Origin of the sequence: Tritonibacter sp. SIMBA_163 (assembly GCF_046535935.1) — a bacterium.
GTDB classification, from domain to species: domain Bacteria; phylum Pseudomonadota; class Alphaproteobacteria; order Rhodobacterales; family Rhodobacteraceae; genus Epibacterium; species Epibacterium scottomollicae.
In genome coordinates, this window is the sequence record NZ_JAWJBP010000013.1 from 48784 (window position 1) to 61353 (window position 12570).

12 protein-coding genes are annotated in these 12570 nt (G+C 60.0%); 11 read left to right on the plus strand and 1 reads right to left on the minus strand.

The annotated features are described in order from the left end of the window. Position 1: 1 nt before the first annotated feature. The 5 genes from R0J92_RS16390 to nqrF are packed head-to-tail and all read left to right on the plus strand — an operon-like array spanning position 2 to position 4504. Entirely contained in the window at positions 2-1201 is a 1200-nt protein-coding gene (locus R0J92_RS16390; RefSeq protein WP_411052417.1) for an NADH:ubiquinone reductase (Na(+)-transporting) subunit B, read from the plus strand. Beyond that, positions 1194-2006 (plus strand): Na(+)-translocating NADH-quinone reductase subunit C, encoded by an 813-nt coding sequence (locus R0J92_RS16395; RefSeq protein WP_411052418.1) that lies wholly within the window; start codon positions 1194-1196, stop codon positions 2004-2006. Before R0J92_RS16390 ends, R0J92_RS16395 begins: the two co-directional genes overlap by 8 nt. Further along, positions 2006-2659, plus strand: coding sequence for an NADH:ubiquinone reductase (Na(+)-transporting) subunit D (locus tag R0J92_RS16400; protein ID WP_106164685.1), 654 nt, complete (start codon positions 2006-2008; stop codon positions 2657-2659). Before R0J92_RS16395 ends, R0J92_RS16400 begins: the two co-directional genes overlap by 1 nt. Next, positions 2659-3267 carry an NADH:ubiquinone reductase (Na(+)-transporting) subunit E gene (nqrE, locus tag R0J92_RS16405; protein ID WP_106164684.1) on the plus strand — a complete coding sequence of 203 codons (609 nt, stop codon included), beginning with the start codon at positions 2659-2661 and terminating at the stop codon, positions 3265-3267. The genes R0J92_RS16400 and nqrE overlap by 1 nt, the downstream gene beginning before the upstream one ends. Before the next feature lie 13 nt (positions 3268-3280). Then, positions 3281-4504, plus strand: a complete 1224-nt coding sequence (nqrF, locus tag R0J92_RS16410; RefSeq protein WP_411052419.1) for an NADH:ubiquinone reductase (Na(+)-transporting) subunit F — start codon at positions 3281-3283, stop codon at positions 4502-4504. 115 nt (positions 4505-4619) lie between these two features. On the opposite strand, the gene R0J92_RS16415 is transcribed toward nqrF, so the two are convergent. Further along, a complete protein-coding gene (locus tag R0J92_RS16415) occupies positions 4620-5273 on the minus strand; it encodes a GntR family transcriptional regulator (protein WP_106164682.1) in 654 nt (217 codons plus the stop codon). Between the two features lie 177 nt (positions 5274-5450). Between R0J92_RS16415 and R0J92_RS16420 the strand changes: the two genes are divergently transcribed. From R0J92_RS16420 to R0J92_RS16445, 6 genes are all read left to right on the plus strand, one after another. Beyond that, positions 5451-6698, plus strand: coding sequence for a malonyl-CoA decarboxylase (locus R0J92_RS16420; RefSeq protein WP_411052420.1), 1248 nt, complete (start codon positions 5451-5453; stop codon positions 6696-6698). Positions 6699-6715: 17 nt separating this feature from the next. Beyond that, entirely contained in the window at positions 6716-8230 is a 1515-nt protein-coding gene (locus R0J92_RS16425) for a malonate--CoA ligase (protein ID WP_411052421.1), read from the plus strand. Between the two features lie 245 nt (positions 8231-8475). Then, complete coding sequence (locus tag R0J92_RS16430; RefSeq protein WP_411052422.1) at positions 8476-9540, plus strand: extracellular solute-binding protein; 1065 nt, start codon at positions 8476-8478, stop codon at positions 9538-9540. 160 nt (positions 9541-9700) lie between these two features. Continuing rightward, a complete protein-coding gene (locus R0J92_RS16435; RefSeq protein WP_411052423.1) occupies positions 9701-10792 on the plus strand; it encodes an ABC transporter ATP-binding protein in 1092 nt (363 codons plus the stop codon). Then, positions 10792-11649 (plus strand): ABC transporter permease, encoded by an 858-nt coding sequence (locus R0J92_RS16440; protein ID WP_317383991.1) that lies wholly within the window; start codon positions 10792-10794, stop codon positions 11647-11649. The genes R0J92_RS16435 and R0J92_RS16440 overlap by 1 nt, the downstream gene beginning before the upstream one ends. A 3-nt stretch (positions 11650-11652) precedes the next feature. Then, positions 11653-12501, plus strand: coding sequence for an ABC transporter permease (locus R0J92_RS16445; RefSeq protein ID WP_411052424.1), 849 nt, complete (start codon positions 11653-11655; stop codon positions 12499-12501). Positions 12502-12570 lie beyond the last annotated feature (69 nt).

Below are 12570 nucleotides of genomic sequence, written 5' to 3' on the forward strand. Positions count from 1 at the left end.
TTTGGGTCTTCGCAGTTTCTTTGATCGGATCGAGCCGCAATTCCTGAAGGGTGGCCGATACGAAAAATTCTTCCCTGTCTACGAGATGGTGGAGAGCTTCATCTACACGCCCAAGACGGTGACCACCGCCGCGCCCCATGCCCGTTCCTATATCGATATGAAACGGATCATGACCTATGTGGTGCTGGCGACCATCCCCTGCATCCTGTTTGGCATGTACAACACCGGCCTGCAGACCAATATGGCGATTGCCGAATATGGCGCCTCCGGCTGGCGCGCCGCCATTATCGAGACGCTGGGTATCGGCTTTGATCCCAACAACCCCTTTGCCAACATCATGCACGGGTTGCTGTATTTCCTGCCAATCTACGTCGTGACGCTGGTTGCGGGCGGCATCTTCGAGGTGATCTTTGCCGTGGTGCGCGGCCATGAGGTCAACGAAGGCTTCCTCGTGACCTCCATGCTCTACACGCTGATCCTGCCCGCCACGACGCCCCTGTGGCAGGTGGCGCTTGGCATCATCTTTGGCGTGGTGATCGGCAAGGAAGTCTTTGGCGGCACCGGCAAAAACTTCCTGAACCCGGCGCTGGTGGGTCGTGCCTTCCTCTATTTCGCCTATCCCGCCTATATGTCCGGCGACTCGATCTGGACCCCGGTGGACGGGTTCTCCGGTGCCACCGCACTGGCGATCGGCGCGTCTGATGGCGTTGCCGCCTTCCCAGAGCGCGGCATCGAGTGGATGGACGCCTTTGTCGGCACCATTCAGGGATCGTTTGGCGAAACCTCGACGCTGGCAATCCTGATCGGCCTGGCCTTCCTGCTGATCGTCAAGATCGCCAACTGGCGACTGATCGTCGGCTGCCTTGGTGGCATGATCGCCTTCTCGACGCTGCTGAACTGGGTCGGCTCCGACACCAACCCAATGTTTGCGATGCCCTGGTACTGGCATCTGGTCGTGGGCGGCTATGCCTTTGGTCTGGCCTTCATGGTGACCGAGCCGGTCTCGGCCTCGCACACCAACATGGGCCGCTACATCTACGGCGCCTTGATCGGTTTCATGGTCGTCATGATCCGTGTCATCAACCCCGCCTTCCCCGAAGGCATGATGCTGGCGATCCTGTTCGGCAACGTCTTTGCCCCGCTGATCGACCACTTCGTCGTGCAAGCCAACATCAAACGGAGGGCGAAGCGCAATGTCTGACACAAACCAGCAAAAGGGCATGATCCGTCGCTTCCTCGACGCGCCGCCCGATTCCGTCGGCAAGACAGTATTCGTCGCCGTGGCGCTCTGCCTTGTGGCCTCGATGGTCGTGTCCGCCGCCGCCGTGGCGCTGCGCCCGATCCAGGAAGAGAACAAGCTGCGCGACAAGCGCATCAACGTGCTGCAGGTCGCTGGCGTCTATGACGAAAACGTGCCCGTAGCCGAGGCTTTTGCCGACTTTGAACCGCATGTGCTGGACCTCTCCAGCGGCGCGTACAGCGACCAGTTCGAGATCGAGACCTTCGATGCGCTGGCGGCCTCTGATGACCCGGCCATCGTGCGGGCGCTGGACGAGGATCCCGCAGGTCTGGGTGGCCAGATGCAGGCCTACCGGATGATCTACCTGCTGCGTGATGATGCGGGCGACGTCGACAAGGTGGTGCTGCCGATCGAAGGCTATGGCCTGTGGTCGACGCTCTATGGCTTCATCGCGCTGGAAGAGAACGGCAACGACATCTTTGGCCTGCAGTTCTATCAGCATGGGGAGACCCCCGGCCTCGGCGCTGAGGTGGACAACCCACGCTGGAAATCGCTGTGGAACGGCAAGAAACTCTTTACCGAAGAGGGTCAGCTGGCCATCACCGTGGCAAAAGCTGCTCCGCCCGCCGGTCAGGACTACCACGTAGATGCGCTGGCCGGTGCAACGCTGACCTCTGTCGGCGTGGACAATCTGGTGAAGTTCTGGATGGGACAGGCCGGTTACGGCACCTTCCTTGAACGGCTCCAAGCAGGAGAGATCGACTGATGGCACAAACCTATCGTTCGCAACTCGTCGATCCGCTGGTCGACAACAACCCGATCACCCTGCAGGTTCTGGGCATCTGCTCTGCGCTTGCGGTGACCTCCTCGATGCAGGTGGCCTTCGTGATGTCCATCGCCGTGACACTGGTAACAGCGTTTTCGTCGATGTTCATTTCCATGCTGCGCAACCAGATCCCCTCCTCGATCCGGATCATCGTGCAGATGGTGATCATCGCCTCTCTGGTGATCCTCGTGGATCAGGTGCTCAAGGCCTTCGCCTATGAGATCTCAAAAACGCTCTCGGTCTTTGTCGGTCTGATCATCACCAACTGTATCGTAATGGGGCGAGCCGAAGCCTTTGCGATGAAGAACCCGCCCGTCGCGAGCTTCATCGACGGCGCTGGTAACGGCCTCGGCTACGGGCTCTTGCTTATGATCGTTGCCTTCTTCCGCGAACTCTTTGGTGCAGGCTCGCTGTTTGGCGTCACCGTGCTTGAGACCGTGAACAATGGCGGCTGGTATGTGCCAAACGGCATGCTGCTCCTGCCGCCCTCGGCCTTCTTCGTCATTGGTCTTCTGATCTGGGGCATTCGCACCTGGAAGCCGGCGCAGGTCGAAGAGCGTGAATATAAAATCCAGACGGTGGAGGCGCACTGATGGAAGGATTGCTTTCCCTCGCGGTCAAGGCCGTATTCGTTGAGAACCTCGCCCTGTCGTTCTTCCTCGGCATGTGTACCTTCCTCGCGGTGTCGAAAAAGATCTCGACAGCGATCGGTCTTGGTATCTCGGTCATGGTGGTGCAGGCCATCACCGTGCCCGCCAACAACCTGCTGCTGACCTACCTGCTGGCCCCCGGCGCGCTGGCCTGGGCCGGTTTCCCGGACGTGGATCTGACCTTCCTCGGCCTGATCTCCTATATCGGCGTGATCGCGGCCATGGTGCAGATCCTCGAGATGCTGCTCGATAAGTATTTCCCGCCGCTTTACAACGCGCTTGGGGTCTTTCTGCCGCTCATCACCGTGAACTGCGCCATCCTTGGTGGCTCCCTCTTCATGGTGGAACGCAGCTACAATTTTGCCGAGGCAACCACCTATGGTCTCTCCTCCGGCTTCGGCTGGGCGCTGGCGATCACCGCCATGGCCGGCGTGCGTGAGAAGCTGAAGTATTCCGACATTCCGGATGGTCTTCAGGGACTTGGCATTACCTTCATCACCGCGGGTCTGATGGCGATGGCCTTCATGTCCTTCAGCGGCGTGAAACTTTGATCGGAGGCCAGACGTGACTACATTCGGACTAGGCGTTCTCCTGTTCACCCTGATCGTTGTCGCCTTGGTGACGATCATTCTGGCAGCCCGCTCGAAACTCGTCAGCTCGGGCGATGTGAACATCACCATCAACGGCGAGAAAACCATCTCGGTTCCCGCAGGCGGCAAGCTTTTGCAGACGCTGGCGGCGGAAAAGATGTTCGTCCCCTCTGCCTGTGGCGGCGGTGGCACCTGTGCGCAATGCCGCGTGCGCGTGCATTCCGGTGGCGGCTCCATCCTGCCCACCGAAGAAAGCCATATCACCAAGCGCGAAGCCTCCTGTGGCGACCGCCTGTCCTGTCAGGTGGCGGTCAAGCAGGACATGGATATCGAAGTGCCAGAAGAGGTCTTCGGCGTGAAAAAATGGGAGTGCACCGTGCGCTCCAATGAGAACGTCGCGACCTTCATCAAGAACCTGGTGCTGGAACTCCCCGAGGGCGAGGATGTCAACTTCCGCGCCGGTGGCTATATCCAGATCGAAGCGCCCAGCCACGCGCTGTCCTACAAGGACTTCGAGATCGAAGAAGAGTACCGCCCGGATTGGGACAAGTTCAATCTGTGGCAGTATGAATCCAAAGTCTCGGAACCGATCGAGCGGGCCTATTCGATGGCGAACTACCCGGACGAAAAGGGCCTCATCATGCTCAACGTCCGCGTTGCCTCGCCGCCGCCGGGCTCTGCCGGTATTCCGCCGGGCCAGATGTCGTCCTATATCTTCAACCTCAAACCCGGTGACAAGGTCACCATTTCCGGGCCGTTTGGTGAATTCTTCGCCCGCGACACGCAAAAGGAAATGGTCTTCATCGGTGGGGGTGCCGGCATGGCGCCGATGCGGTCGCACATCTTTGACCAGCTCAAGCGTCTGGAAAACCGCGACCGCAAGATCACCTTCTGGTATGGTGCCCGCTCCAAGCGCGAGATGTTCTTTGTCGAGGACTTTGACCAGCTGGCCGAAGAGTTCGACAACTTCGAATGGCACGTAGCCCTCTCGGACGCGCTGCCCGAGGACGATTGGAACGGCTACACCGGCTTCATCCACAACGTGCTCTTCGAGGAATACCTCAAGAACCACCCGGCGCCCGAGGACTGCGAGTTCTACATGTGTGGTCCGCCGATCATGAACCAGTCGGTGATCAACATGCTGCTGGAGCTGGGCGTGGATCGCGAGGACATCATGCTCGACGATTTCGGCGGCTGACCCGCAGATCTCAAGATCAGAGAAAGAAGAAGGGGGCCGGTGGCCTCCTTTTTCGTATCTGCCCCCTGCCCTGTCGCAGGTTGCGCATCACATCGCGCCACAAACCGGATGCGGGCTAAGCCGTGTTCTTCAACGTCGCCATCAACTGGTGGAATTTCTCGCCCTGCACCGCAACGTGGTTGCGCAGGGCATCCGCCGCGGCCTCGGCTTTGCTGGCCTCCAGCGCGCGCACGATCTGCTCATGCTCGGACATGGACTGGCCCATCCGCCCCCGGAACCGAAGCTGTTGGCGGCGAAAGGGTTGCAACCGCTTGTGCAGCTTCGCGGCCTCCTGCGCCAAAAAACTGTTGCCGGATTGCTGATAGATGATGCTGTGGAACCGCTCGTTTTCAGAGTAATAGGCCTCCACGTCACCGGCGGTGACAGCTGTCTGACAGCTGCTGTTCGCCTCGCGCAATTCGGCAAGCGCGGCCTCTGAGATCCGCAACGCTGCAAGCCGACCGCACACCGCTTCAAGCTCCGCCATCACCTCGAACATCTCCAACAGTTCCACCGGGCCCGGTTGGCGCACGAAGGCACCGCGTCGCGGGATCAGTTCGAGCAAGCCAGACAAGGCAAGCCGTTGAAACGCTTCGCGCAGCGGCGTGCGCGACACCCCGAACTGCTCCGCAAGGCGCACCTCGTCCAGGCGATCCCCATCGGCATATGTCCCGTTGAAAATCAGTGCTTCGAGCTGTTCGGCAATGGTATCTGCGCGGCGTTTTTCCATACGTCAGATCATGACCAACGCTCCAACTAAATTCAAGAATCTAATTCTTGTATACAATACGGTTGACTGAAAAAACATAAAGCGACTACCCTTGTGGCATGACCAAAGTAATCTTGCTGCCCTGTCTGTTTCCGGGGCTGCGGACCTGAGGGCCAAACCTGATGATGGAGCTGCGCCATGAGCATCCTTGCAGAGCTGCTGTCGACCGTTTTTGAACGCCGCCAGCGGTCGGTACAACCCGCACCTTCGGACGGACGACCGCTGCAGGAGCTGGCCGACGCCCTGGTTGGCTCCGCCGGGGAGACCTCCGGCCTGGCCCTGGCCGAAGAGATCCTGTCCCGATTTGAGCCCCTCGATGATGACGGCAAGCTTGCCTTCTTTCGCCATCTGGCCTCGGCGATGAACATCGCACCAGATGCGGTGCGCGCCACGCTGGCGACCTACGAGAGAGATCCCTCCAAGGCATCCTATCGCGCATTTATGGCGGCATCCGAACCCCGACGTCAGGAGCTGATCCGCCGTCTGAACCGGCTGCCCAACGCCACCGGGGCCTTGGTGCGGATGCGTGCGGATCTGTTGCGGCTGGGGCGCGGCGAGCCGGAGCTGGAAGCGCTGGACATAGATTTTCGCCACCTGTTCCTCAGCTGGTTCAACCGGGGCTTTCTGGTGCTGCGTCCGATCAATTGGGAAAGCCCGGCGCATATTCTTGAAAAGATCATCGCCTATGAGGCGGTGCACGCGATTGACAGCTGGGACGATCTGCGCCGCCGTCTGGCACCTGCGGATCGTCGCTGTTTTGCGTTCTTCCACCCCTCGATGCCGGATGAGCCGCTGATCTTCGTCGAAGTGGCGCTGACCAAGGGCATCCCCGACTCGGTGCAAACCCTGCTCAGCGAGGATCACGCGGAAATCCCCGCCACCGAAGCGGACACGGCCACCTTCTATTCGATTTCCAACTGTCAGGCAGGTCTGGCCAGCATTTCGTTCGGCAGCTCGCTGATCAAACAGGTGGCTTCGGATCTGGCGACGGACCTGTCCGGCCTGTCCACCTTTGTCACACTCTCCCCCATTCCCGGCTTCGCCCGCTGGCTTGAGGCCGAGGACATCTCGACCACAGACGCGGATCCCGAAAGGCTGCGTGCCCTGGCGGCGGATTACCTGTTGAACGCCAAACGGCCCGGAGGCTTGCCTCTGGACCCGGTCGCGCGCTTCCACCTCGGAAATGGCGCGATTGTCCATGCCGTACACGCAGAGGCTGACACCTCCGACAAGGGGCGCGCGCAGTCTGCCGGAACTATGGTGAACTACCTTTACGATCTCGAAAATATTGCACAGAACCACGAACGTTTCGCGACCACGCAAGAGGTGGCCTGCGCCCCCGAGGTCAAGAGCCTCGCCGCCACGGCGCGCAGTGTTCCAGCTTAAGAAGAAAGGCCCCGCCCATGGCAAACCCGTTGTATGATCGCCTGTTTGGCACCCATGCTGGCAAATCGACCCCGTTTCTGCATCTGCCGGATGGCAAGGTTCTGAGCCATCAGGACTTTCTCGGCATCACCGCCCAAATCGCCCATGTGCTGACGCACCTCGGTCTCACGCCCGGTGATCGCGTGGCCGCTCAGGTTGAGAAATCCCCCGAAGCACTGGCGCTCTATGCGGCCTGCACGCAGGCCGGGCTGATCTTCCTGCCGCTGAACACCGCCTACACAGCGGATGAGCTGTCCTATTTCATTGAAAACAGCGGCGCCTCCGTCGTGGTCTGCGACGCACGGATGGAAGACACGCTAACGCCGATCACCACGCAGCTTGGGGCCAGGCTGGAAACGCTGAATGCGGATGGCAGTGGCACGCTGTCCGACCAGGCAGCAGCGATGCCCGAAACGTTTGACACCGTCGCGCGCGACGCTGAGGATCTCGCCGCGTTCCTGTACACCTCCGGCACGACGGGCCGTTCCAAAGGCGCGATGCTGACGCAGAACAACCTGCTGTCCAATGCCGAGACGCTGGTCAAGGAATGGCGCTTCACGGCCGATGACGTGCTGCTGCACGCGCTGCCGATCTTCCATACCCATGGTCTGTTCGTCGCCAGCAACGTGACCCTTCTGGCGGGGGGCAGCCTGATCTTTCTGCCAAAGTTCGATCTCGACGTCGTGATTGAAAAACTGCCGCAGGCTACCACGCTGATGGGGGTTCCGACCTTCTACACCCGCTTGCTGAGTGATGATCGCTTTACGGGCGCGCTGACCTCTCACATGCGGTTGTTCATCTCCGGCTCCGCTCCGCTGTTGGCAGAGACACATGTGCAATTCGAGACCCGCACCGGGCATCGGATCCTGGAACGTTACGGCATGACCGAGACCAACATGAACACCTCCAACCCCTATGAGGGTGAGCGCCGCGCCGGCACCGTCGGCTTTCCCCTGCCCGGCGTGGACCTGAAAGTGACCGATCCCGCCAGCGGTGTCAGCCTGCCCCAGGGCGAGGTCGGCCAGATCGAAGTGCGCGGTGCCAACGTGTTCAAAGGCTATTGGCAAATGCCCGAGAAAACCGCCGCCGAACTGCGTGAAGACGGGTTCTTTATCACCGGCGACCTCGGCAAGGTGGATGCGGACGGATATGTCCACATCGTTGGCCGCAACAAGGATCTGATCATTTCGGGCGGCTACAACATCTACCCCAAGGAGATCGAACTGGTGCTTGATGACCAGCCCGGCGTGCTGGAAAGCGCGGTCATCGGCGTGCCGCACCCGGACTTCGGCGAAACGGTGTTGGGCATTCTCGTTGCCGCTCCGGGCGAAACACCCGACACCGAAGCGATGATGGAGGCCGTGCAGTCCCAGCTGGCGCGGTTCAAACATCCCCGGCAGCTGATCCTCATCGACGAGCTGCCGCGCAACACCATGGGCAAGGTGCAGAAGAACATTCTGCGCGAGGCGTATAAGGACATGTTTGCCGCTTGATCACCGGTGAAGGCTCCTTGTGAAAGGCCTCTGTAAAGAGCAGCCGCCTGCTGTGTGTGTCCGCCGTGCGCTTGCGTTACTGCGGCACCACTCAGCCTCTCATCCAATCGCAAAAGTCGCGAAAATAATGATTATGCGGCAAAATTTGCCTCCTAAGCGGCGCCAACCCATTAAAAAGTTTGACCGTTCGGTCAACCCCGCGCATCCTGTGCCCGAACTCGATCCGACACCTAGAGGGGAAGACCATGACCAAGACACTGCTGACCACAACCTGCCTGACCGTGCTGGCCCTGAGCCAGACAGCTTCGGCGGACACGCTGCGCCTGCTGACCTGGGGTGGATATGCGCCCGACGAGGTTATCGAAATGTTCGAGGAAGAAACCGGCCATACCGTTGAGGTGACAAAATCCAACAACGAGGAAATGATCGCCAAGCTGCGCGCCACCGGCGGTGGCGGTTTTGACCTGGCACAGCCCTCGCAGGACCGGATCATGGGCCCGCAGATGGAATTTGGCATCTACAAGCCCATCGACGTGTCGAAACTGGACGAGTCGCTGTTCATTCCCTCGATGCTGAAGGCCACCATGGGCAACACCACCGTCGGCGGTGACGTCTATGGCGTGCCGCATGTCTGGGGCACCTCGGGCCTGGTGATCAACACTGCCGAAGCCGGAGACGTGGTCAAGGACTACACCGACCTCTGCGCACCGGAAGTGGCGGGCAACGTCTCCTACCGGCTCAAGCGCCCCACCCTGATCGGCTTTGCCTTTGCGTTGGGTGAAGATCCGTTTGCGGCCTATGGCGACGAAGAGAAATATGCCGAGATCATGCAGAAGGTCGAAACCAAACTGACCGAGTGCAAATCCAACGTCAAAACCTACTGGGGCGGCGGCGACGAGCTGATGAACCTGCTGCGCTCCGGCGAGGTCACGGCCTCCATGGCATGGGACACCGGCGGCTGGAAGCTGAACGACGACAACGCCGATATCACCTTTGTTGCGCCTGCGTCGGGCGCCTTGGGCTGGATCGACACCTTTGTTCTGCCCGCGAAGGGTCAGGCGGATGATGCGGCATATGACTGGATCAACTTTGTGATGCAGCCGGAAGTCGCCGCCAAGATCACGGCGTCTGCAGGGAACTTCACCGCCTCCGCAGGTGCCGATCAATTTGCCGAAGACAGCCTGAAGGCCAAGTATCAGGCCAGCTTCCCGCAAGAGGCGATCGACAACATCAAGTGGTACCCGCCAGTTCCGGCCGGTCTGGAAGCCATCGAAGGTGATGTTCTGGACCGCGTTCAGGCAGCCAACTGATTTCTTCTGACATGGGCGGCATCGGATCTACAGATGCCGCCCCACTCGTTTTGGAAAAGACCTGAAACGCGGTATGCGCTCTCCCTGTCGGGGGGGGGCCGCATGCCGCGATCTTTCCTTTTTCAAGTGTTGACCCGAACCGTCTACAACGGACCCCTGCATGACCCCTGATCTTGAATGCGCTGAGCTTGCGAAACGCTTCGGCACCACCACCGCTGTCGATAATGTGTCATTTTCGGTGCCGCCAGGCAGCTTCTTCTCAATCCTCGGCCCTTCCGGCTGCGGCAAAACCACAATCATGCGGATGATTGCCGGTTTTCTCGAGCCCACCTCAGGCGACATCCGGATCAAGGGCGGCTCCGTTCTGAACACCCCTCCGAACAAACGCCCGGTGAACATGGTGTTCCAGCATCTGGCGCTGTTTCCGATGATGACGATCGCCGAGAACATCGGCTACGGCCTGCGCCGCAACAAGGTGCCAAAGGATCAGATCGCCCACAAAGTCGACGAGGCCTTGGAGCGCATCGGCCTGCCCGGCATTGGACATCGCAAGGTCGATGAGCTGTCCGGGGGACAAAAACAGCGTGTCGCGATCGCCCGTTGCATGGTGCTGGAACCGGATGTGCTGCTGCTGGATGAACCGTTGGGCGCGCTCGATCTCAAACTGCGCGAACATATGAAGGTTGAGCTGAAGGCGCTTCAGGCCGCATTTGACACCACGTTTGTCTACATCACCCACGACCAGTCCGAGGCGCTGGTGATGTCAGACCAGATCGCCGTCATGAACCAGGGGCGGTTTGAACAGGTCGGCACGGCGCAGGATCTCTACTACAGACCCGACACCCCCTTTGTCGCTGGGTTCATTGGCGAGGCCAATCGCTGGAAAGGCCGGATCGAGCGGGTCGAGGGCGATGCGCTTCAGCTGCGTACCGACAGTGGACTGGCCATGCGCGCCACCGCCGTGAATGAGCTGTCCACAGGCGACACGGCCGAGATCTTTGTGCGCCCTGAAACCATCCGCCTGGCCGCCGACCCCGCGGCACTGGCCACGTTTGACAACCAGCTGCGCTGCACCGTCACCAGCATTCTGTTCAACGGTGCGGCCTCGCGCGTGCTGGTCCAGGATAATGTCGGCGAAACGCTAGAGGTCACCCTGCCCCAATCCGGCGAATTCGCCGCGCTCAAACGCGGCGACACGGTCCATATCGGCTGGGGTGCCGCACAGGCCACCTGTTTCAGGGAGAGTGTCTGATGCGCAACCATGCCCGTATCGGATTTGTCCTTCTGCTGACGCCACTTGTTCTGTGGCTCGGCCTGCTGATTATCATCCCGCATATCGACATGCTGCTGATTTCGCTGCGTGAACGCATCAGCTTTGGCGTCTATGACACCAGCCTGGCGCAGTATGAGAAGGCGCTGACCGAACCGCTTTACCTGCGCACCTTCTGGCGCACCGCCATCATGTCGATCCTCGCCACCGGCATCACACTGCTGATCGCCTTTCCGGTCGCCTATTACATCGCCAAAATGGCCAAGGGGCGGCTGCAACAGGTGCTGTTCCTGCTCTGCCTCATCCCGTTCTACGTGTCAGAGCTGGTGCGCACATTCGGCTGGATGATCCTGTTGCGGGAAACCGGCCTGATTTCGAACCTCCTGCAATGGGTGGGTCTGGCGGATCAGCCTGTCGAAATGCTTTACAATGACTCGGCCATGATGGTCGGGCTGGTCTATACGTCGATGTTGTTCATGGTGGTGCCACTCGTCACCACGCTTGAAAGCCTCGACGACAGCGTGATCGAGGCGGGGTATGATCTGGGCGGCAACGGTCTGTCGGTCCTGCGCGAGATCATCATCCCCCACGCCATGCCGGGCATTGTGTCCGGCTCGATCGTGGTCTTCATGCTGAGCCTCGGCAACTACCTGACCCCGACGATGCTGGGTGGCAAGGACAGCCTGTGGTTCACCGAGATGATCTATAACCAGTTCATCGTGCGCTCGAACTGGGAGCTTGGCGCCACATTCGGCTTCATGCTGCTGCTCCTGTCTTCGGTGATCGTCTGGGGCATGCTGCGCCTGACGGGACGTACCTTGCAAGAAACAATGGGGTAAACCATGATTCCCACCATTCCCCAATCCCGCAGCTTTCGCCTGATCTATGGCGGCTATGTGCTGATGTTCTTTCTCTACCTCGCGCTCCCGCTTACGGTGGTTGCGGTCTTTGCCTTCAACGACAGCCAATTCCCGTCCCTGCCCTGGGAGGGGTTCACCTGGAACTGGTTCTTTGGCGACGAGGCGCCTCAGATCGGCGTCTTTCATGAGCGTGGCATCCTCCGCGCGGTCGGCACCTCGGTCTTTGTTGCGGCCTGTGTCGCGGTGCTGTCGGTCAGCGTCGGAACGACCAATGCCTTCTTGTTCAACCGCTATGATTTCCGTGGCAAGACAGTGCTTTACGTGCTGATGTTGCTGCCACTGGTGATCCCGGGGATCGTGCTGGGCATTTCCATCCTGGTGTTTTCCTCGACGCTCGCCAACGGCATCTGGGACGTGGCGCAAATGGACATTCAGGCGCTGCGCCCTGGGTTGCTACTGGTGGTTCTGGGGCAGTTCTCGTTCATCACCACCATTGCAACGCTGGTCATCAGCGCCCGGTTGCAAAAATTCGACCGCACGCTGGAAGAGGCCGCCCTCAACCTCGGTGCAACCCGCCTCACGGCAGTGCGCACCATCACCATTCCATTTCTGATGCCCGCAATCATCGGAGCGGTGGTCGTGGCGTTTCTGATGAGCTTTGAGAACTTCAACACCACGCTGATGTTGGTCGGCTCTGATGCGCCGCTCACGATCGCCATGTTCGACAGGCTCAAGGAAGGTTCGACCCCTCTCCTCAATGCCGTGTCGCTGCTGTTGATGCTGGGATCATCCCTGCTGGCGCTGGCCATGATACTGTTCCAGCGGCGCTAACCCTCAACACAAAGACCCTTGGCAGCCACAGCTGCACGCTCTTCCGATGACCATTCCGCAGCGGTCATC

Excerpts from the sequence above, each read along its gene's own strand:
- R0J92_RS16395 (WP_411052418.1), top strand. The coding sequence starts at position 1,194 with ATGTCTGACACAAACCAGCAAAAGGGCATGATCCGTCGCTTCCTCGAC.
- R0J92_RS16400 (WP_106164685.1), top strand. The coding sequence starts at position 2,006 with ATGGCACAAACCTATCGTTCGCAACTCGTCGATCCGCTGGTCGACAAC.
- nqrE (WP_106164684.1), top strand. The coding sequence starts at position 2,659 with ATGGAAGGATTGCTTTCCCTCGCGGTCAAGGCCGTATTCGTTGAGAAC.
- R0J92_RS16415 (WP_106164682.1), bottom strand. The coding sequence starts at position 5,273 with ATGGAAAAACGCCGCGCAGATACCATTGCCGAACAGCTCGAAGCACTG.
- R0J92_RS16420 (WP_411052420.1), top strand. The coding sequence starts at position 5,451 with ATGAGCATCCTTGCAGAGCTGCTGTCGACCGTTTTTGAACGCCGCCAG.
- R0J92_RS16425 (WP_411052421.1), top strand. The coding sequence starts at position 6,716 with ATGGCAAACCCGTTGTATGATCGCCTGTTTGGCACCCATGCTGGCAAA.
- R0J92_RS16430 (WP_411052422.1), top strand. The coding sequence starts at position 8,476 with ATGACCAAGACACTGCTGACCACAACCTGCCTGACCGTGCTGGCCCTG.
- R0J92_RS16435 (WP_411052423.1), top strand. The coding sequence starts at position 9,701 with ATGACCCCTGATCTTGAATGCGCTGAGCTTGCGAAACGCTTCGGCACC.
- R0J92_RS16440 (WP_317383991.1), top strand. The coding sequence starts at position 10,792 with ATGCGCAACCATGCCCGTATCGGATTTGTCCTTCTGCTGACGCCACTT.
- R0J92_RS16445 (WP_411052424.1), top strand. The coding sequence starts at position 11,653 with ATGATTCCCACCATTCCCCAATCCCGCAGCTTTCGCCTGATCTATGGC.